This window comes from Campylobacter concisus (assembly GCF_003049085.1).
Lineage (GTDB): Bacteria > Campylobacterota > Campylobacteria > Campylobacterales > Campylobacteraceae > Campylobacter_A > Campylobacter_A concisus_H.
Genome location: NZ_PIQX01000002.1, coordinates 268,858 through 288,777 on the forward strand (window position 1 = coordinate 268,858; position 19,920 = coordinate 288,777).

The following is a 19,920-nucleotide window of genomic DNA, read 5'->3' on the forward strand; positions in this document are numbered from 1 at the left end:
TTGTTATCCTTTCTTTATGAAATAATCGTCTCCGTCAGCATACGCCATAACTGCTCCTATGGCTGTATAGCTCTTTTCTAACTCTTTTTGTATCTTTGCTAAATTTAAAATGATCGTTTCGTCTTTGCTTTGTGAAAGCTTGTTGTATCTCTCTTTGTAATAGTCACGCTCTGCCTTTATCTGTGCGTATATAGGATCGCTTGGGCGTGGGTTACTCGCCTTTTCTAGCTCGTGCTTTAAAACAACTATCTTTTCATTATGCTGTTTTAGTTGGCTTTTGTAGCCGTTGATCTCACGGCGGTGGCGTTTGGCATTGTCGATCAAGAGTGCATTAAGGCTTGAAACTTGGCTAACAAGTGATAAATTCTTTTGTCTAGTCTCTTTTGCTTGGGCTAGCTCGCTAAGTATTGTTTTTTCTAGCTCTTGCTCCGCCCATAGCCTAAAGTATTTAGCCTCTTTGCTTCTGATAAACATACCAAGCTTGATTATGCCACGAAGCGTCCATTTAATGAGTGGGCGGTTGCGGTCGTTTTTAACTATGACAAAATGAATGCCCTCGACTATCTCATCTGCGTGCTCGCGTTTATGGTCTCTGATCGTCTTTTCACTCACGCCGTAACGTTGTGCCACGTATTCTGAAGTAAAGGTTTGGAAATTTAAAATTTCAACTTGTGCCAGCTCTGTTTGAAATAAACTTTGCATATTTTCGCCCCTTGTGTGGATATTATTTAAATATTTGGCAAAAATATAGCAATATTATTTAGATTTGTCAAGTAGTTTTGTAGATATTATTCACAAAATAGTTTTAAAAGTGTGGATAATTTTAATAGCTGGAAATCCCAGCCATTAAGTTTTTTAATAGCCAGAAATTTTGTCTATTAATCAATCATCGTTTTTATCGCAGTTCTTAACGCTTTGTAGTTTTCAAGCTCCTTTTTTAAATTTTCGTTTTCAAGCACCAAATTTATGGCGGCTTCGGTTTGCGTGCTGATTTGCCCTTTTGCGCTTAGCGTTCGCAAGCTATCCGCACTCATTCCTATTCTCTCCGCCAACTCTCTTTGCGTGATGCCAAGCTCTTTACACACACGCTTAACTATGTTTTGTTTTTCGTAATGCCACTCTAACACATAAAGCTCATCGCCATTTTCAGACTTAAGCTCTATGTGCTTAGTTCCGCCCTTAGATGGAGCAACAGGTGACCCGTATAGCGCCGAAACTTTTTGTATTAGCTCTTCCTCTATTTTTGTATAATTTGAGTATTTTGGCTCTGTATCTAGCTTTATTTTATCGACATATTTGCCAGACACAATCACTACATGGTCTATTTCGTTGTCATAATATATTTCTTTTTCATCTGCCATTATTACTCCTTTTCTGTAAATAAAACCTTATCTAGCGCTTCATAGTGTTTTTCAATAAACCTAATAAAATTTTTACTATCTAGAAAATAGTTTGGATACGCACCTTTTAGCTGTTTTACTTTATCTATTGATATAAGCACTACGTCGATATTGCTTGTATCTTTTCGGTGTTCTAGCGCAGCATAGTAGAGTTTAGCGTCATTTGCTTCTTTTTGTCTAAAGCCCCTAATAAAAAGCTGGTTGCTGTCCAAATTTAACTCCATGACGTAGTAGTAGAAATTTTTATTTTTCGTATCGGCTTGGATATTTTTACTCGTCAAAGTAAGAGCCGATAAATTTTTAAGAATATTGTGCTCTTGGTCCAGCTTGGCGATTTTATGGATAATTTCCGCTTTATTTAGCTCTTTGTAGTCGTTGTGGATGGGCGTTTTTTCTTGATGTGCAATTAGGGTGCTGCACAGCCGAAAAAACTCTTTGTAATATTCCTCTCCCTCGCCGAGCTTTAGATTGGAGCTAGTTTTAAAAGATAAAATTTCAACTGCTGTCGCCCAGTAGTGCTGTAAAAGCGTTCTAATCTGAAGTTCTACGCTAAGTCCTTTACTCTCTTGCTCAAATTGCCCTTTTTGATAGGTAAAAATCTGATGTATTGAGCGGTACCCATCCGGTTTAGGCTCGCCTATATAATCTTTATCGCTAAGGAATTTAAAATTGCGCTGATTTTTGTAGGTTCGTCGCATATCGCTTGCAAAATTATAGACTTCTTTTATATTGTCAAAAACTGCTCTTACGCCAGCTATATCTTGCATTTGTGATAGTCTCATGGTCGGAAATCGTTTAAGCTTTTTCTCTATCGATGAAAAACGCTTTAGCCTCCTTGCGGTAATTTTTGGCTTTAGCTTTTTATTCCTTACGACCGTGGCTAGTGCTCGCATAATAGGTATATGCAGGCTTCGATATGAATTTAAACGCTGTTGACCTTCTTCAGCAAAAGTATCGTCCCTTATGGATTTTCCGACGGCGTTTATTTCTCGCGACATCGGAGTTGCATTTTCGCTCATATTTTTCCTTTAAAAGCTAGATTATACTAAATCTACGCTGTATTTTCGTAAAATTTCCACGTCGGTAGGCTTAAAGTTTGCACCGCCTCTATCTTGTCGCCGTCTTTTTTCGCATAACCCCACCACTCGTCACGCTCACGGCAATATTTGTAAAGCTCTAGTAGTTCAAGATATGCCTTGCGACCTTGCTCTATCGCTGCGGCGTCAAGCTCATAAAAGCCTACAAAATAAGGGGCTTTCGTTTCAACGGCGATAAACAAGAAATAATTTACCTCTTTGCCTAAGCTTCTTAAAATATCGCTGTAAAACGCTGCTTGCACGTGGTAATTAAAACTAGCTACCGATCTAGCAAAGCCAGTAGCCGAAGCGTCTGAGGTCGTTTTTAGATCGATCACTGCTCCTATTTTCTCATTATAAAAATCAGGGCGACATTTAACCGCAACGCCATTTATCTCACTAAAATAGCTTTGTTCGGCTAGTCCGTCTCTTAAAAATACAGCTGTTTCACGCATGGAATTAACCGAGTTTGCTATCTCTACGGCTGAGCCAAAAATATCAAGATCAAGCGAGGTTTTATCGCCTAAATTTTCTAAAAAATCGTTGTAGATCGCTTTGCCCTCTTTGGTGCGTTTATCAACGTCAGGCTCCACGCTAAACTCATTTGAAAAATCTTTTGGCTCTAATACTAGCTTATGCACCGCAGAGCCTAAGAGCAAAGCTTTTGTAGGCTCACTCCTAAGCTCGTTTTTCATTTTTAAGTGTAAGGGGCTACGTGCTAGTAGGTCAAGGTCACTCTTTGATATTTCAGGGCGTGCGTGGTATTCTTTATTTGTTAGCATTGTTAAGTCCTTTTATAATTTCTAAAAACTCGCCTATTGTCATACCTGGCTCATAATAAAATTCAACAAGCCTTTTTAGTGTGGAGTATCGCATCTCTTTGGGCCTCCTCTCGTAGCTTTTTCAGTGTTTGTTGGTAAGTAGCCGTATAACTTAAAACTGCATCGTTGCTCATTTCAGCTTCAACGCATAGCACATAGACAAGCGCTGCGTAGGCGAAAAAGTCTTTTTTGCAGTGTTCAATAAGCAGATCAACTATTTCGCCACTATCTTCGCCAAGTGCATTTTTAAATGTGTAGCGGTGGAGGTTATACACCGCCAAAATATCAGTTATTAGCTCGTCGTATTCTTGATTTAAATTTATGTGTGCCACGTCGCTTTTAGCACGCGCTAAGTCATAGTTCAAACTCATTTTTAACCCCTTTTGATATTTAAATAGGCGATGTTCTTTATCTCGCCGCCATTGCTGAAAAGCACCCTAAAAAACTTGATTAGCTTTTTCATTACTGCTCCTTGTTTAAAGAGGTAAACCCACTTTTAGTGGGTTTACCTCATTTGGGCTTGTAAGGCTGATCGTAGGCTTTTAAAACTGACGCAACTTTCGCCCCTTAAGTCGCAAGTTAAATAGCTGCAAACCTCGTCAGATTTGTGATTAGGCTTTAGGGCTACTACCTTACGACCACGTATGACTATGCTTATCTCGCGTGGTTCTACCACAACCTCGCCATATTTTGACATCGCTTTTATTGCGTTTTCTACTTTCATCTCATACTCCTTATAAATTTTAAATAAAAGCTCTTTTAAGCTCTTAGTTAAAATTTTAGTGGTCTTTTTCGTTTTATTAATAACCCTGTGAAAAACTATCCTAAATCAGGGTCGGTGCTGAGTGATAGCTTTTCGCCCTATCACTGACGCTTCAGATTGAAACGTGATTAACCTGCAACTCGCAGGAGGCTCACTCTGTCAAGCTTTGCTTTGAAGCCTACAAAACGTTTTCCGTTTTGATGAGAGAATATTACCAAAGGTTATATTAAATATAACTTAATGTTATTTTATATATTACTTAAAGTTATATATTTTAAAAATCTTTTGTGATATAATCTTAGAAATTATTTAGAGGCGTAAAATGCAATTAGTACTAAATAACGTTGATAGTTCGTTTTTGCCCGTGCCGGAGAGTTTTAAAGCGATTATGCTGAGATTAGAAATCATAAAAGAGTCCCGCGCGCACGACGACGAGATAAAAGAGCGGCTAAACGCGCAAATATCGCAGATAGAGAGCGGCGATACGGGAGGATATACGCACGAGGAAATGAGAGTTCGGGCAAACCAATATTTATTTTAAACTTACTTGCGATATAATTTAACAAATACGTAGAAAGGAGCGCGAATGTTTGAAGTAAAAGCGATAGCGCACGCCTTGCATTATCTTATAACTAAATACAGCGGCAACAAGGAAAAAATCGCCAATAGAATGGCCATCTTAAAATTATTCTTTTTTGCGCAAAGATACCACCTAAGGGCTTACGGCAGGCTAATAGCCAAAGACAGGTTCGTGGCTATGGATCACGGCCCGGTATCTAGCATCGCTTTGGATATTATGAGGGAAAATTTTTATCAAGTCTTGGAGGACGATAAAAAATTTTCTCAAAAAATAATACATAGCTTTGACGATAGGCTAGTTCAGGCTTTGGGCGACGTAGAGGACTATGACGAGCTAAGCGATACCGATCTCGAAGCTTTAAATTTCGCGCTCGAAAATTTCGGACGCATGGATCAGTGGGAGCTGGTAGACAGCACCCACGAGTATCGCGAGTGGGGAAAGCACAAAAAAGAGCTTAAAAATAAAAAATGCGTAGATATGGATATTTTGGACTTTTTCGGCAAAAACCCGCCCGACAGTCCATACGATAGCATCCCGCAAGCTCAAGTAGATTTAAATAAAAAATGGTTTACGGGCGATTTTGAATGACGATTAGCGAGCTAGAGGACGCGCTAAAAACGCCCGATGAATTTTTGATAATCTACAAAGACCCCGAATTTATCAAGCGCAATCCGAACGTATCGGCTCATATGTATATCATGGTGCCGTATAACGACGATAGCGCGCTACTGTTGGCGCTGATAACGTCGTCGGAGTTTAGCAAACGCGCCGCAAATCCCGCTATGCTAGAATGCATAATAGACGTCAAAGCCGGCGAGTTTGATTTTATCTATAAAGATAGTATCATAGACTGTAACGATTGCTTTAAAAAGGGCAAGGACGAGCTGATAAATAACGGAGCCGTCCTAAAAAAATGCGTTAAACTGCCGACGGAATTTATCGTCAAAATAAAAACCGCCATAAAGCAAAGTCCCGTCGTCAAAAGGCAAATCAAAAAACATATCCTTTAAATTTGCCAAAAACTGCTTTGACTTCTTGCCGTATGGCTGCTTTAGTTCGGGTGCGTCGATACCGAACAATCTAACCTTAATTTGTTGTTTGCCTTGAAGTATCGTGATCGTGTCGCCGTCGTGAATAGAGATAACCTTGCCGGAGAGGGCAAAGAGATATAACGGTAATAATATAGCAAAAGAAACTACTTTATTCTTCAAACTCTACTTTCCCAAAAGACTCGACTATTGTTCTTGGACTACAAAAAAACAACTCTGTGGACATAGTTTTGATGTTGGCCGAATATTGAAGCATATATTTTTTAGGGTTGTTTTTTTTATATATCTCCAATATTTCAGGGGCATGATCGTATGTTAATATCCAAAAATACTCATCCATGTTTTTTATGGCCAAGCCCAAATTTTCGTGATCTTGGTGGGTAAAAAAATTAGTATATAAGTTTTTACCTTGTTTATAATACGGCGGGTCAAAGAATATAAATAAGTTATTTTTATCGGTATAGTTTTTCAGGTAAGTATTTATAAGTTCGCTACAATCAAGATTAAATAATTCTATTTTATCTTTGAGGGCGGCTATACGATTTATTTTTTCTAAAATCTTTTCTTTATTAAATCTATCGCCGATCTTATATTTGCCCTTTTGGTCTTTTCCCCCTATAACTCCGCCCCTTATGATGCCCGACACGCTTGTTCTATTTAAAAATAGCGTAGCAAACGCAAGGTCTAGGTTATACTCCCTTTTTTTTGATAGTTCATCATAAATTTGTCGCTGGTTATTTCTGTCTTGTATTGTTATTTTGGTAGAAACTATTTTTTGGACAAGCCTTTCAGTATCATCTAATACGGCTTTCCAAAAAGAATAAATGCCTATATCGTAGTCGTTTAAGATGATTTTATCTACTTTATTTTTTAGCAATAAATCTATGGCCACGCCCGCGCCGCCGCAAAAAGGTTCACAATAAATAGGTTTTTCTATACCGTTTAGCTTTATGGTATTATCCACGAAGTCGGCTAGTTTGCTTTTTCCGCCCGGATAGCGGAGGGGAGACAGCGTTGTCGGCATTTTTACCTCGGTTATTGTATTTTATCTATGCCTATTTTTCTGGCTATTTTATTATATTCGCACTTAAAATTCTTAATAAAGTCATTAATAATATCTTTATTATCGTCAATCCAATAATAAAGCACTGTATCCATTATATATTTATTCTTGTAAAACCATTCTTTTTGTTTTGTTAACTCGTTTATTTGTTCATCAATTAAATTTCTTTTATAAATTCCTTCTTCCTCTAATGCTTGGTCAAAATACATTTTATGATTTTCTGGCGAAGCGTTGACGTATTCCCATAGCATATTTTCGATAGGTTTATCGCCGGGTAGAGCAAAAATACATCTACCGTCGCGCTCTACCGGGTTTTTCAATGCCCAATAACCATTACCTTTTTTTAAGTTATTTTCTACGTCTTGCCTGCTTTGTTGGCTTGAAATATCAGGGTCTAAAACCACGATAATATTATTAAAAATTTTACTACCGCTAACTAGCTTTGCTATCTCTCCGCAACCAAAGGTGCAGTCTATAAAATTTAGCTTTATGTCCAGGATAGACTGATCGATAATCTTTTCTAAAAACCATCTTCCGACATCATCTTCCGTAAGTATATCTATTTTTGGGTTCTCTTTTGTTTCGCCGGTTAATATTAGCAAATCGCGACGAATTCTTTCTATCGTTGGGTTTTTTAAAATTTCAACATCGCCCCTTCCGCTTGTAAGATACTGAACGACCAGAGATTTATTGTGTGTATTTAGGGTGTGCGCTTTTGTTATATACTCTAAAAGACTTAAGCTATGGGTAGTGAAGACTATTTGTAGGTTTAACTCTTGAGATTTTTTATATAAAAACCTAAAGAGCTTATTTTGGGCAGCTGGGTGTAATGCAGCATCTATCTCGTCTATAAGTAAGATTCCGCCGTCATGCCAGTAATTTTCTTTTTTTTCTAGAGTATTTTTTAGATTCTGAAACGAAAATACTGTCATTAAAATTTGTCCCAAATTATCCTGCCCGGACGAATTAGATAATACTCCGTATTTATCCGTTTTTATTCCAACACCCTTTTTTTTCTTGGCATCAGACGGACTTATGAAGCTTGAGTCTATGTTATCGGCAATATTGGCATTTAAAATATGAGAGTATGCCCTAAACATTTCTTCTTTAATTGTAGTATCAATTCTTAATCCGCTTATATCTACATTTTCGGATTCTCCGATAGGGTATAGTCTTGAAAGGCCCAAATAATAAGTTGGCCACTCTATTTTACTTTCAGTTTGTCTTTCTTCTGTTTTTTTGGGTAGCAACCTATACCTAGTTCCATCCTGCTGGACGGCAGCTCTAAAATTAAGTATTTTTGGAAGTCTAAAGCCTGATGTATCCGTCGTATTGTCTGGCGTTCTAAAAAATATACTACATTTTTCGCCTGTAGTATCATATTCTTTATCATATTTTATAATTGAACTATATTCACCCGAAAATTGATCTCCATTTAGCAAAATTCCATCTCGTTTTTTAAGTTCGCCACAATTACTAAGCATGGCCAAAATGGTAGATTTGCCTATTCCGTTGTGTCCGGATATGCAAGTTATATGTTCGCCAAGTTCGATTTCATATATCTTAGAGCTGCCATCCGGATTTTTGCCGGAAAAAGCTCTAAAGTCATGTATTGTTATTTTCTTTATAAAAATGCGCATATCTTTTTCATTCACTATCTATCCTTTCCCTAAAACCTCTTTGAATTTATGGATACCGACTACGCGTCTACTTTATCCCATAATCCTCAAACGTTAGCCCTTTATATACTTCGCAATGGACTTTTAAATTCGTTTAGAGTTTATGGCATAACAACCAACAACACGCCCTAAAATTTCGACGTTTAACTCTTCCTCGATAATTATTGGCTCATAGTCCTTATTGTCACTTATTAACGCCAATGTAGGACGTTTTTTTATTCTTTTTATAAATATTTCGTTTTCATATTTGCAAACATAAATAGCGCCCTCTATTTGGTTTATGTCATCACAAAAAACAACCAAGTCACTTTCTTTAATAGTCGGCTCCATTGAGTTACCGAAACAAGGAACAATGCCTAACTTTGCGTGTGGGCTAACGTTAAACATAATTTTTAAATCGTTTGGATTAAAAGGCAGCAATTCAGGTTCGCCAAAATCGTCGTTTTCGGCGCCACGACCTGCAGAAACTACCCCGTCTTTATAAAAAGGGATATATACAGTTTTGGTACTGTTAGAAGATATATTATCTGTATATTTATGGGCTTCTATCGGTTTTTCTATGGCATCATCTAGCCAATAAGCGATCGGATAGCCTGAAAATTTAGCCAGTGGCAATAAATGTTTTTTTGTCCTCTTTTCTCCAGCTAACCACTGGCTAACTAAAGGCTGTGAAATGCCTAAAATATCGGCAAATTGTATAGTATTTATACCTTTTTCTTTTAGTAAATCTGACAATTTATCTTTAAATTCTTTCATTTTTTACCCCTTTGCAAGATATAACTTTGCGTAATATTTTATAACTAAAATCATTAAAAATCAAATAACCTTAAGTTATATTTTATATAACAGATAGTAATATAAGGTTATGAAACAGACAGAATATAGAAAAAAGATTAGAAAATGGCTTGGTAAATTTTACAAGTCGGCTGGGACTTGCAATACATACGCATGTGGATCAAACAACAAAAAACCTAATGGGGATGTGAGATACGCAGCTTTGCAAGAGTTGGGACATCCCTTTTATGCTTGGGGCGACAAGCTAAATGCATATATTTTAGAGGCAGAAAAGCAGGAGAAAAATAAAAATGGTAGCGAGTAACAGCCTAGAGGCATATAACAAACTAAAGCCTGAGTTAAGTGGCAAGCGTAGAGCCGTATATGAGATGTTTTGCCAGCACAAAGAGGGTGCAACAAGGCAAGAAATAGCACGCTGGTACAACGTAGCAATAAATAGCGTTTGCGGCCGTGTAAATGAGCTAGTAGAGCGTGGCTATTTGATAGAGATCGGATCAAAAAAAGACGCAATAAGTGGGTGCAGCACGTCAATACTAAAACCCGCTAAAAGGATAGCGTGATGAATACTCCATTATATCTTTTAGTGACTCTTTGTGTTATGGCGATACTTGACACATTTATTGAAATTTGGAAAGGGCTAAGATGAGTGATAATTTGCAAAACGGATATGCAATTTGCTTTAATTCTTGGCTATTTGATGAAAGGATACAAAACGAGCTTAGGCTGTTGATCTTAATATCCTCCTTGTCGGCAAAAGAGGGCTATTGTTACGCGTCTAACGAGTATTTAGGCGAGAAGTTGGGTAAGTCTAAAGATTGGGCTAGCTCTGGTGTAACAAAATTAAAAAATCTAGGTTACATCGAGGTTGAATTGCAAAAATTCGGCGCGGTAGTAACTAATCGAAAAATTAAGATCGTAGCCCTAGAAAACGCAGCTCGTCCGCGAACGGAAAATCCAACGTCCGCCGACGGAGAAAATCAGGTCGCCGACGGAAAATCCAACGTCCGCGAACGGGAAATCCAACGTCCGCCATATAATGTATGCGCGCGTAATAATAATACAAGCCAAGAAAATTACAAGCTATTAAAATTACAAGCTAATAATAACCCCCTACCCCCTAAGGGTGTTTCACTACCTGACTTCATCGATCCAAACCTTTGGCAAGAATATCTATCTTACAAAAAAGAGCGCAGGGAAAAATTGACGCAAAAGGGTATCGAGATGAAATTTAGCGAGTGGGCTAAATGGGCGAGCGAGGGCATAGACGTCAATGAGTGCCTAAGAGAAGCAATGCGTAACGAGTGGCAAGGGGTGTTTAAGCCCAAGACGCAAGGGGGTAGCGGGCGCAACGTGCCAAACAATGCTACGACAAACCCGCACGGCCTAAATCAAGGCACACTAAACACAATGCGAGCTTTTAGGGAATTTGAAGCCCAGCTAATAGCTAGCGGTCAAGGTCACAGAGTAGGAGGAAATTATGACGACAAATGAGTTTTATGACGTATTTATGCCGATAGTCGAATACTACAAGGCTGATCTTAGCCCGGCGGTTATCGCACTTTATTTCGAGGACTTAATGGACTACGAGGCGAATGAATTAGCCGCGGCACTAAAACTAGTCAGACAAACGCGAAAATATCCTACGATGCCTACGTCTGCGGAAATTTTAGAAGCACTTAACGGAGACGAGGGCGACAAAGCGCAAAAAGCGTTAGACGAGCTGGTTTACGCGATAGGACGCTACGGACCTTATCGTAGCGTGTGCTTTAAAGACGGAGCGATAATGTCAGTAGTGCGTGCTAGGGGTGGCTGGGTAAAGGTTTGCAACCTAGAAGGGCAAGACTGGGAGAATTTTAAAAAGTGGGACTTTGCCAAGCTTTATAAGATTTACGCGAAAACCCCGCAAATTTGTCCCGATTATCTAATCGGCGAGAGCGAGGCGAATAACGGCTTTAACGGCGTAGGCGGAAACGAGCCAGTATATTTTATCGGTGGAGCTAACGACGGTAAATTTATGGATGTGGCTAAATTTAAAGCCTTAACGGCGCAAAAATCGCCCGTTAAGTCGATAGTGGCGGGTGCGATAAAAAGGATTGGTGCGTGAGATGAAAGCCATATATATCACAATCACCGAAAGCGGAGCTAGCATAATCGCAAAAGTAGCGGACGAAAACAAAAAGATACTTGATAGCTTTGAGATAAGCCGTAAAGACGCAAGCGGTGTACTTGAAATAATGAGAAAGTGGAACGAGAAGCACAAAGACGATGACATAAATGGGCTATTTTGATGGAACTAAATAAAATTTATAACACTGACTGCTTAAATTTTATGAAAAATATGCCTGATGCGTGCGTTGATTTGGTCGTTACTGACCCACCTTACATCATAAATACAAAAGGCGGTGGATTAGGTAAGCGCCCAGTCTATGAAAAGGGCGATTTGGCAAAGATAGCTGATGGCTTTGACGTTAAAGCTACATTAAATGAGCTTGAACGAATTTGTAAAAAAACAAATATATTCATCTTTTGCTCTACCAAACAAAAGCCTGAGATAATGAGCTGGGCTTATGAAAAAGGGCTTAACGTAGCTGAGTTATTTTGGCACAAGCCTAACGCAGCACCTTTTACAAACAATACTTTTAAAAGTGACATCGAAAATATTATCTACATAAGAGCCAAAGGCGTCAAGATAAGAGGCAGATCAAAGCTCTTTACTCAAAACGCAAAAAAGAGCGAATACGGACATCCTAGTGAAAAGCCACTAAGTATTATCAAAAGCTTGATTTTAACTAGCTCAAACGATGGTGAGTTAGTTTTTGATCCATTTATGGGTAGTGGCACAACGGCGGCGGCGTGCAAAGAGTTAAATAGAAATTTTATCGGCTGTGAGATAGAGGCTAAATACTGCGAAATGGCCGAAAAAAGGTTAAGAAAAACGATAAAGGGGCTAATATGAGCGAAATCTTAAATTATGCAGTTTATAAACTAGATCTTGATGAGATAGAGGGTAGCGACGATTGGTTTGATGCTAATGGACGTCTAAAATATAAAGAGCGATTTTTATTTGATACGCTTAAAGAAGCGGGCGAGATAGAAAAAAGTTGGCTAGTGGCCTTATTCGCAAGCGAGCAAGACGCGATAGAGTTCTGCGAGGGTGCGGGACTAAGCTCAAACTCGGATTATTTTTATTTTTGCATTCGTGGACACTACTCATTAGACGCAGAAATGGGCGAATATGTAGAGGCAGGATATTAATGATACCAAAATACGAAAACACCCTAGCATATGCGAAAGCTACGGGGCAAGTGCCGCTGGAAGATCACGAGATGATGTATTTTGCCGACTGGCTACGGGTAAATAAAATCCCTTTTACCCACGTAGCAAACGAAAGAGTAGCTAGCGTGCAATACAAAAAGAAACTAAAAGCTATGGGAACTAGCGCGGGTTTTCCCGATATGCTCGTATTTTTGCCCAGCAAGATCGTATTTGTAGAGATGAAACGAGCAAAAAAGAGCCTAAGCAGAGTATCGGACGAACAAGAGGACTGGGTAGATACTATCAACTGCTACGACTACGCAAAGGCGAAAGTTTGCTACGGCTCGGGCGAGGCGATAGATTTTATCAAGAGCGAGCTATGGAGAACGCGCTGATTGAAATACGACGTCAATAGATTTTATGCATTATCGGAGTTTTTTAATGACGACTTCCGTCTTATGGCGTGCGTAATATCGCTAAAAATCGGCATAGAGCCGAAGCGGGCATATAAAGACCTAGAATTTGCCAGATATAAGCCCGAATACCTCGATGTGCTAGAGGGCGTGCGTACTGAATTTAAAACCGATCCGATGAAACCATATAAAGAAGTCGTATTGGCTACAATCCCTAAAACGGACGTTATATTTAGCCGCGACGACTTCGCAAACATTGAGGCGTATAGCGTATTTGAGAGGTCGTACGACAAAAGCGGCGCGAAACTAAGGAACAAAACCAAATGCCCGCGTAGGGTTAAAAAAGAACAATTAGAGTTTAAATTTTAAGGGGAGCGGGTGGCGTATAGTGTAGAAAAGTGGGAGCGCGCTAAAGCATATTTTGAGAGCGGGCAATACACCCTATCGCAGATAAATCAAAAGACGGGCATAAGTATAAGCAAGATAAGCGAGAGGGCAAAAAAGGAAAAATGGGAAAAAGGCAAGAACGCCGACTACATCGAAGCTAAAAAGACAATTGCGGAAAAAAAGGGGAAAGAAAGGGAAAATGTTATCTCCGTTTTAGACGAAATAGCCGACGAAAAAACAAAACACCTACTTTATTTTCAAAACTCCGCTATTAAAAATCAGCAAAAGGCGAACGAGCTTTTAGAATTTGTCGAGGACTTATCCGACCTTGACGCCCACAGCAGGATTACCGCGCGCAATAAAGAAACCGTATTAGGCAAAGAGCCGACGGCGCAGATAACCAACACCAACGCCCAGCAGAACAATACGCAAATAATCATAAGCAAAGATGAGTAAACTAGAGGTCAAATTACTACCGCACCAATACGAGCTACTAGCCGACACAAGCACGAAAATTATAGGTTTAGTGAGTGGTTACGGCGCGGGCAAAACCTACGCAGCGGTTAGAAAAGCCTTGCAGCTAGCGTTTCTAAACCCGGGTTGCGCGGGCGTGATAACCGAGCCAACGTATCCGCTCTTGCGCGATATACTATTCGGCGATCTTGAAAACGCGCTCGTCGAATGGCGCGTGCCGTATAAATTTAATAAATCAAGCGCGGTATTTACTCTGGACGTAAACGGTGCCAAAACGCCTATTTTATGCCGCAGTATGGAAAACTGGGAGCGACTTATCGGCATAAACGCCGCTTGGATAATATGCGACGAGTTTGATACGTCAAAAACCGAGATCGCACTAAAAGCTTACGAGAAGCTACTGGGGCGTTTAAGAGCCGGCAATACTAGGCAATTTATCATCACGACGACGCCTGAGGGTTTCCGCGCCACGTATCAAATTTTCATAGAAAAAGGCGGCGAGGCTAAACGGCTAATCAAAGCAAAAACCGCCGATAATAAATATCTGCCGCCCGATTTTATCGACACGTTAAAAGAGCAATACCCCGAGAATTTGCTTAAGGCGTATTTAGAGGGTGAATTCGTAAATTTAATCAGCGGCACCGTGTATAGCTATTTTAGCCGCGACACTCACGCAAGCGCGGAGATTATCAAAGAGGGCGAAACGCTACACATCGGCGCGGATTTTAACGTAGGCGGCTGCATAAACGTAGTCTGCGTAGAGCGAGCGGATAAAAAAGGCGTAATAACCACGCACGCGGTAGATGAGGTTATTAGTTACGACACCTACGCAATGGCGCAGACACTAAAAGATAAGTATAAAGGGCATAAAATTATCGTATATCCCGATGCTAGCGGACAAAATAGAAAAACCAGCGCGAGCGAAACGGACGCGCAAATTTTAAGAGGTGCGGGGCATTTAGTATTCGTAAATCACTCAAATCCGAGCATTAAAGACCGCGTAAATTGCGTAAATAACCTATTTGACAAACGCCGCTTGCTCGTCAATGTCTCAAAATGCCCAAATTTGACAAAGGCGCTTGAACAGCAAGCGTGGGACAATAAAACCCAGCTACCCGAAAAAAGCGACGCCCACCCCGCAAACGACGACTACAACGACGCGCTAGGGTATCTAATCGCGTATAAATACCCTATCACGGCGCGAGATTACCAAATCAAGGTAGTCGGCATTTAGTAGTAGAATGCAAAGAAAAAAGGCTTCTTATGGCGGTAAATGCAAAACATCCCGAATATTCTAAGAATTTAACCAAATGGCAGCTAATGCGCGATGCCTTAGCGGGCGAGGTGGCAAAAGAAAAATACGTGCCTAAACTAAGTGATCAAGAAGCGGAGGAATACAGCTCCTACGTAGGGCGAGCGGAGTTTTATAATGTGACGGCTAGAACGCAGGTCGCGCTAACAGGGCTACTATTTGCAAAGCCGCCTAAAGTTGAGCTGCCCGAAGCCTTAAAGATCATAGCCGAAAATGTGAGTTTAGATGACGATACGCTAGAAGCCCTTGCCAAAAACATTGCCAACGAGTGCCTAAGCGTCGGGCGTTGCGGCGTGCTCGTGGATCTGCCTAGCGTCGAAAAGGCGGAATACTCCAAACTTGAAGCCGAACGATTAAATTTAAGAGCCTACGCCACGCTTTACAAGGCCGAAAATATCATCAACTGGAAAACTACAAAAATAAACGGCTCAAACGTTACGTCGCTCGTGGTGCTTACTGAAACTTACGCCGAGCCGACGCAGGACGAGTTTGTAGACAAGATAAAAACGCGTTACCGAGTGCTTGATTTACACGAGGGCTACTACCGCCAAAGAGTATTTAGCGAAACCAAGGCGGGTAATTTTGAAGTAGTTAGCGAAATTTATCCGAGCGCAAACGGGCAAAAGCTTGCGTATCTACCGTTTACGTTTTTTAACGTGAACGATTTAAAAACAGCGGTAGAAAAGCCGCCTTTGCTTGATTTGGCCAAGGTTAATATCAGCCATTTTAGAAGCGAGGTCGATTTAGAGCACGGCACGCATTTTACGGCATTGCCTACGCCTTACGTCACGGGCTATCAAGGCGAGAGCAGCGAAAAGCTAAAAATAGGCTCTACCGCCGTTTGGGTCATAAACGATCCGAGCGCAAAGGTTGGCTTTTTAGAATTTAGCGGTGCCGGCTTAAGTACGCTTGAAAACCGTATCGCGGTCAAAGAAAAGCGGATGTCGATTTTAGGCGTGCGCTTGCTGCTAGACGAGAAAAAGACGGCTGAAGCCACCGAAACGCTGCAAATGCGAAAGAGCGGCGAAAATGCGGTACTAACCAATGTCGCATCTACGATTAGCGAGGGGATAGTATCGTTTTTAAAAGACATCGCCTTTTTTGAGAATATCGCGGGCGAGAATTTGATTTATGAGATAAATACCGACTACAACCTAACTATGATTGAACCGCAGCTATTAGCGCAAATTATAGCCGGCATCCAAAGCGGGGATATTCCAAACGAAGTGCTTTACGATGCGCTCTTAAAGGGCGAGCTAATGCCTGAAACCATCCAAAGCTACGAGGACTATCAGGCTAAACTAGAACAAGCCCGCCCGCAGGTAACGCCGAGCGATGAAGCCGTTTAATCAACTAATAGCCGAGCTTGAAGTAGCGCGCTCTCTTTTGCACGAGCGGATAAAAAACGGGCTAAGTAAAAAAGTAGCTAAATTTTATGACGATATGATCGCGGATTTGCAGGCGCAAATTTTAAAAAAGAAAAACGTAACGAATAACCTAGCCCAAACGATAAGCGATTTAAAGCAAAGCCTAAAAACGCCCGATTTGCGTAAAGATTTCTTAACGCTGGCGCAAAACGAGCAAGACCATCTACTAGACTACAACGAGCTAGCGGGGTTTAATCTGTTTTCTAGCGTATTGCCAGAGAGCAGCATCGAGCGGCTAGTAGATAGCGCACAATTAGAGGGCGCGACCGTCAAAGCGTGGAATAACGGGCTAAACGCCGATCAGAAAAAACGCCTTGAACGCGAATTAAAAATAGGCGTGAGCTTAGGCGAGACGACGCCGATGCTAGCGCAAAGAATAGCGCACGTTTTAGAGAAAAATAAACGTGACGCTACCGCTATCGCTCTAACCGGAGCGGGCGCGATAGTAAGCGAAATTCGCCAAGCCTTTTTTGAGGCAAACGACGACGTCATAAAATGCTACAAATACCAAGCCACGCTAGATACTCGCACGTCTGCACTATGCAGAGCTTACGATGGCCTAATGTGGGATAAAGACTACAAGCCCATCGGGCACGACTTCCCGTTTCGCAAACCGCGCGTAAATACTCATTTTAATTGCCGTAGCACCATAATACCCGTAACTAAAAGCTGGGATGAACTAGACGTCGAGGGAATGGACGAAGCGAGCGGTCGCACTAGGTCAAGTATGAACGGCTACGTGCCGCAGGACATGAGCTTTAACGACTGGTTAAAAACCCAAAGCCCCGAAGTGATAGAAAAGACGCTAGGAAAAGGCAGAGCCGAGCTTTTTATGCAAGGCAAGATCACGATGCGGGATTTAATCACGCAGCAGGGGCGGAGTGTAAATTTAGACGGGCTTATTAAAGCAAATCCGCAAAAACTGCCATTTACGGCTGAAAATTTAAGCAAAGACGAGAAAGATAGCATATACGGGTGGGGTTATGGGGATTATAGGACGATACGAGCTTATATGTATGGTAGCATAAAGCAGGTATCAGCTAGTTTCAAAACACAAATTGATGACCTTCTGGGGTTATTTGATAAATATGAAAGCAACGTGGAGGGGAATACGCCAATTTTTAGAGGCATAAGATTAAAAACACAAGAACAATATGAGAAATCGGATTTTTTTAATATTAAAATTGGAGATAAATACTCAGACAAGGCAATATCTAGCTTCTCGCTAAAAGAAGAAGTGGCGAATGGTTTTGCGGGGTATAATCAAGAAAACGTGTATAAAGCGGTTATAATAAAAACAAAAGCGCGAGGAAATGAAATTAATATAACTGAATTTGCTAAATTTCAATCAGAAAATGAAGTTTTGGTTAATAGCAATGAAAGCTATGAAGTTATAGATATTGAATATAATGGCAATGCGATAATTGTTACTGTAAAATAGGCTTTTTGTATAGAGTTCCATCATCTTTTTCGTCTATTTGATAGCCATTTTCAAAATAAGCTTTCTTTTTAAAATTAGTGGTGAAATCACTAAACTCCCCGTGTCTTTTTAGATCCAAAAACGCTTCCTTTAAAGTTAGACTATTTTCTGCTCCATATTCATAAGCGGCACGTCTAAATGATGCGTATGTTTTGCAGAACTCTTTAAAATCTGCTTCATTTTTAGTCATTTTTTATCCTTGCAATATATAAGAATACGAAAAGGAAAGCCTTAAGGCGTTCGACACTAAGATTTTTATTCTAGGGTGGCTCCCCTAGAAACCCTCTTGTCGTAATTATACCACTTTTTCACCAAACCAAACCGCTTTAAAATTTAAGTTACTATTCTATCAAAGGCCGTGCCTTAAATTTAACTCTCGTGGAGGATAGGATGGATATTGAGGAGCTAAAAAAGCAAGTCGGTGATTTGCAAGCAGAAAAAGAAGCAATGAGCGCTAAAAACAAAGAGCTTTTAAGCGAGGTAAAAAAGCTAAAAGCTAAAAATAGCGACGCGGTGGAAGCTGAGAAATACGCCGAGCTTGAAGCTAAATACGACGAGCTAAAAGCAGAGAACGATAAGCTCGCCAAAAAATACGATACCGATACGAAAAAGCTAAACGCCGATCTAGCTAACGCTAACGGCTCGCTAAATAAGTATCTAGTCGACGCGGGGCTGAGCGACAATCTCGCAAAAGCCGGCGTAAAAGCGGAGTTTTTGGAAGCGGCCAAAGCTCTTTTGCGCGGCAATGCTAGCTTGAAAGACGACAAGGGTGAACTAAAGGCGTATATTGCGGATAAGCCTATAAGCGAGTTTGTGAGCGAGTGGGCGCAAAAAGACGGTAAAGCTTTCATAGCGGCGCCTCAAGGTCAAGGCGGAGGAGCTAGCGGAGGCGGCGGTAGCGTAAATATCGGCGCTAAATGGGGCGGCACTCGCGAGGAGCGAATAGCCGCGATAAAAGAGAAATTTAACCTAAAGGAATGAAAATATGGCACTAAGCGACATGAAGGTATTTTCCGAATACCTAGCAGGCACTACGATCGAGACGCTAAGTCAAGACATAGAGAAATTTAACGCGGCTAGCGGCGGCACGATAATTCTAAACGCACAGGGCATAGACGGCGATTTTATGCAAGAGAGCTTTTTTAGAGGCATCCACTCCGCACAGCGCAGGGTAGATAGATACGCAGCCAATGCCGCGGCTACGTCTACGACCTTAAGACAAGAGCAAGATAACGCCGTAAAAGTAGCAGGTGGATTTGGCCCGGTAGTGTTTGAGCCGGGGCAGCTAACGTGGATAAAAAAAGATCCGTCCGTAGCTCTTGAAGTGATTTCAAGAAATATGAGCGAGGCGATGATAAGCGATATGTTAAATACGGCCATCTCCGCACTCGTAGGCGCTATCGGTAATAACGCGGGCGTAGTAAATGATGTAAGTGCTAGTGGCGGCATAAACCAGGCCAACCTAAACAACGCGTATGCCAAATTCGGCGATAACGGCTAATATAATGAGAGGCGCTGTATTTCATAAGCTAATCGGTCAAAATTTAGCCAACGTCGCACAGCTATTTAAGGCTGAAAACGTACGCGTCGTTGATATTTTAGGGCGCATAATAGTAGTGACCGACGCGCCGGCTTTGTATAAAGCGGGAACGCCGAATAAAGACTACGTTTTGGCGCTAACGACCGGTGCTGCGATAGTAAGCGACGCAGGCGATCTAATCACGAATATTCAGACCAACAACGGCAAAGAGCGCATAGAAACGACTTATCAAGCGGACTATACGTTTGGACTATCGCTCAAAGGCTATTCTTGGGACACGGCAAACGGCGGCAAAAGCCCGGATAACGCAAAACTAGGCACGGGCACGAACTGGGATAAGATCGCGGCTAGCGATAAAGATACCGCAGGCGTGCTACTAATAGGCGACGCGGCTAAAAACTAGGAG

The 19,920-nt window shown here is 40.9% G+C and carries 27 protein-coding genes and 1 pseudogene; 18 read left to right on the forward strand and 10 right to left on the reverse strand.

From position 1 onward, the window contains the following. Window positions 1–3: 3 nt before the first annotated feature. The 6 genes from CVT13_RS03700 to CVT13_RS03725 form a co-directional block, all read right to left on the reverse strand. On the reverse strand, window positions 4–702 hold the full coding sequence (locus CVT13_RS03700; protein WP_107811643.1) for a hypothetical protein: 699 nt from the start codon (window positions 700–702) through the stop codon (window positions 4–6). A gap of 176 nt (window positions 703–878) precedes the next feature. Beyond that, the gene (locus CVT13_RS10385; protein ID WP_234411963.1) at window positions 879–1,361 is read right to left on the reverse strand and encodes a helix-turn-helix domain-containing protein; all 483 of its coding nucleotides are present in this window, start codon (window positions 1,359–1,361) and stop codon (window positions 879–881) included. A gap of 2 nt (window positions 1,362–1,363) precedes the next feature. Further along, on the reverse strand, window positions 1,364–2,419 hold the full coding sequence (locus CVT13_RS03710) for a GTP pyrophosphokinase family protein (protein ID WP_107811644.1): 1,056 nt from the start codon (window positions 2,417–2,419) through the stop codon (window positions 1,364–1,366). A gap of 32 nt (window positions 2,420–2,451) precedes the next feature. Further along, window positions 2,452–3,258, reverse strand: a complete 807-nt coding sequence (locus tag CVT13_RS03715) for a PD-(D/E)XK nuclease-like domain-containing protein (RefSeq protein ID WP_107811645.1) — start codon at window positions 3,256–3,258, stop codon at window positions 2,452–2,454. A gap of 62 nt (window positions 3,259–3,320) precedes the next feature. Then, complete coding sequence (locus CVT13_RS03720) at window positions 3,321–3,668, reverse strand: hypothetical protein (protein ID WP_107811646.1); 348 nt, start codon at window positions 3,666–3,668, stop codon at window positions 3,321–3,323. A gap of 134 nt (window positions 3,669–3,802) precedes the next feature. After that, entirely contained in the window at window positions 3,803–4,021 is a 219-nt protein-coding gene (locus tag CVT13_RS03725; RefSeq protein ID WP_107811647.1) for a hypothetical protein, read from the reverse strand. A gap of 361 nt (window positions 4,022–4,382) precedes the next feature. On the opposite strand from CVT13_RS03725, the gene CVT13_RS03730 reads away from it, so the two are divergent. Genes CVT13_RS03730 through CVT13_RS10185 form a run of 3 tightly spaced genes read left to right on the forward strand, consistent with a single transcriptional unit; the run spans window position 4,383 to window position 5,650 of the window. Beyond that, window positions 4,383–4,601, forward strand: a complete 219-nt coding sequence (locus CVT13_RS03730; RefSeq protein WP_107811648.1) for a hypothetical protein — start codon at window positions 4,383–4,385, stop codon at window positions 4,599–4,601. Between the two features lie 45 nt (window positions 4,602–4,646). Beyond that, on the forward strand, window positions 4,647–5,228 hold the full coding sequence (locus CVT13_RS03735; protein ID WP_107811649.1) for a Panacea domain-containing protein: 582 nt from the start codon (window positions 4,647–4,649) through the stop codon (window positions 5,226–5,228). Next, entirely contained in the window at window positions 5,225–5,650 is a 426-nt protein-coding gene (locus CVT13_RS10185; RefSeq protein WP_159071100.1) for a hypothetical protein, read from the forward strand. The genes CVT13_RS03735 and CVT13_RS10185 overlap by 4 nt, the downstream gene beginning before the upstream one ends. 190 nt (window positions 5,651–5,840) lie before the next feature. Here CVT13_RS10185 and CVT13_RS03745 read toward each other — a convergent pair whose 3' ends face one another. The 3 genes from CVT13_RS03745 to CVT13_RS03755 form a co-directional block, all read right to left on the reverse strand. Continuing rightward, the gene (locus CVT13_RS03745; protein ID WP_107811650.1) at window positions 5,841–6,713 is read right to left on the reverse strand and encodes a DNA adenine methylase; all 873 of its coding nucleotides are present in this window, start codon (window positions 6,711–6,713) and stop codon (window positions 5,841–5,843) included. Window positions 6,714–6,724: 11 nt separating this feature from the next. Then, window positions 6,725–8,407, reverse strand: a complete 1,683-nt coding sequence (locus CVT13_RS03750; protein WP_107811651.1) for an AAA family ATPase — start codon at window positions 8,405–8,407, stop codon at window positions 6,725–6,727. Between the two features lie 108 nt (window positions 8,408–8,515). Beyond that, a complete protein-coding gene (locus CVT13_RS03755) occupies window positions 8,516–9,187 on the reverse strand; it encodes an XRE family transcriptional regulator (RefSeq protein ID WP_107811652.1) in 672 nt (223 codons plus the stop codon). A 109-nt stretch (window positions 9,188–9,296) separates the two neighbouring features. Between CVT13_RS03755 and CVT13_RS03760 the strand changes: the two genes are divergently transcribed. The 13 genes from CVT13_RS03760 to CVT13_RS03820 all read left to right on the forward strand — a co-directional run bounded on the left by CVT13_RS03760 (window position 9,297) and on the right by CVT13_RS03820 (window position 17,935). Then, window positions 9,297–9,530 (forward strand): hypothetical protein, encoded by a 234-nt coding sequence (locus tag CVT13_RS03760; protein ID WP_107770841.1) that lies wholly within the window; start codon window positions 9,297–9,299, stop codon window positions 9,528–9,530. Then, on the forward strand, window positions 9,517–9,786 hold the full coding sequence (locus CVT13_RS03765) for a hypothetical protein (RefSeq protein WP_107811653.1): 270 nt from the start codon (window positions 9,517–9,519) through the stop codon (window positions 9,784–9,786). Before CVT13_RS03760 ends, CVT13_RS03765 begins: the two co-directional genes overlap by 14 nt. 82 nt (window positions 9,787–9,868) lie before the next feature. Next, on the forward strand, window positions 9,869–10,717 hold the full coding sequence (locus tag CVT13_RS03770; RefSeq protein ID WP_107811654.1) for a helix-turn-helix domain-containing protein: 849 nt from the start codon (window positions 9,869–9,871) through the stop codon (window positions 10,715–10,717). Continuing rightward, window positions 10,704–11,330 carry a DUF6475 domain-containing protein gene (locus CVT13_RS03775; RefSeq protein WP_107811655.1) on the forward strand — a complete coding sequence of 209 codons (627 nt, stop codon included), beginning with the start codon at window positions 10,704–10,706 and terminating at the stop codon, window positions 11,328–11,330. Before CVT13_RS03770 ends, CVT13_RS03775 begins: the two co-directional genes overlap by 14 nt. A 1-nt stretch (window position 11,331) precedes the next feature. Further along, entirely contained in the window at window positions 11,332–11,514 is a 183-nt protein-coding gene (locus tag CVT13_RS03780) for a hypothetical protein (RefSeq protein ID WP_107811656.1), read from the forward strand. Next, a complete protein-coding gene (locus CVT13_RS03785) occupies window positions 11,514–12,182 on the forward strand; it encodes a DNA-methyltransferase (protein ID WP_107811657.1) in 669 nt (222 codons plus the stop codon). The genes CVT13_RS03780 and CVT13_RS03785 overlap by 1 nt, the downstream gene beginning before the upstream one ends. Next, entirely contained in the window at window positions 12,179–12,481 is a 303-nt protein-coding gene (locus tag CVT13_RS03790) for a hypothetical protein (protein ID WP_107811658.1), read from the forward strand. The genes CVT13_RS03785 and CVT13_RS03790 overlap by 4 nt, the downstream gene beginning before the upstream one ends. Next, a complete protein-coding gene (locus tag CVT13_RS03795; RefSeq protein ID WP_107811659.1) occupies window positions 12,481–12,876 on the forward strand; it encodes a VRR-NUC domain-containing protein in 396 nt (131 codons plus the stop codon). Before CVT13_RS03790 ends, CVT13_RS03795 begins: the two co-directional genes overlap by 1 nt. Beyond that, window positions 12,877–13,263 (forward strand): hypothetical protein, encoded by a 387-nt coding sequence (locus CVT13_RS03800; protein WP_199907269.1) that lies wholly within the window; start codon window positions 12,877–12,879, stop codon window positions 13,261–13,263. 9 nt (window positions 13,264–13,272) lie between these two features. Continuing rightward, the gene (locus CVT13_RS10245) at window positions 13,273–13,737 is read left to right on the forward strand and encodes a hypothetical protein (protein ID WP_199907270.1); all 465 of its coding nucleotides are present in this window, start codon (window positions 13,273–13,275) and stop codon (window positions 13,735–13,737) included. Continuing rightward, on the forward strand, window positions 13,730–14,989 hold the full coding sequence (locus CVT13_RS03810; RefSeq protein ID WP_107811660.1) for a phage terminase large subunit: 1,260 nt from the start codon (window positions 13,730–13,732) through the stop codon (window positions 14,987–14,989). Before CVT13_RS10245 ends, CVT13_RS03810 begins: the two co-directional genes overlap by 8 nt. A gap of 29 nt (window positions 14,990–15,018) precedes the next feature. Further along, window positions 15,019–16,416 (forward strand): DUF4055 domain-containing protein, encoded by a 1,398-nt coding sequence (locus tag CVT13_RS03815; RefSeq protein WP_107811661.1) that lies wholly within the window; start codon window positions 15,019–15,021, stop codon window positions 16,414–16,416. Beyond that, window positions 16,403–17,935, forward strand: coding sequence for a minor capsid protein (locus CVT13_RS03820; RefSeq protein WP_107811662.1), 1,533 nt, complete (start codon window positions 16,403–16,405; stop codon window positions 17,933–17,935). Before CVT13_RS03815 ends, CVT13_RS03820 begins: the two co-directional genes overlap by 14 nt. On the opposite strand, the gene CVT13_RS03825 is transcribed toward CVT13_RS03820, so the two are convergent. Further along, a complete protein-coding gene (locus tag CVT13_RS03825) occupies window positions 17,922–18,164 on the reverse strand; it encodes a hypothetical protein (RefSeq protein WP_107811663.1) in 243 nt (80 codons plus the stop codon). The two genes, CVT13_RS03820 and CVT13_RS03825, sit on opposite strands and share 14 nt — an antisense overlap. Before the next feature lie 200 nt (window positions 18,165–18,364). Here CVT13_RS03825 and CVT13_RS03830 point away from each other — a divergent pair, with 200 nt between their 5' ends. Both CVT13_RS03830 and CVT13_RS10390 read left to right on the forward strand, forming a co-directional pair. Next, window positions 18,365–18,955 (forward strand): hypothetical protein, encoded by a 591-nt coding sequence (locus CVT13_RS03830; RefSeq protein ID WP_107811664.1) that lies wholly within the window; start codon window positions 18,365–18,367, stop codon window positions 18,953–18,955. Window positions 18,956–18,974: 19 nt separating this feature from the next. Further along, a pseudogene (locus CVT13_RS10390) lies at window positions 18,975–19,917 on the forward strand (major capsid protein). Window positions 19,918–19,920 lie beyond the last annotated feature (3 nt).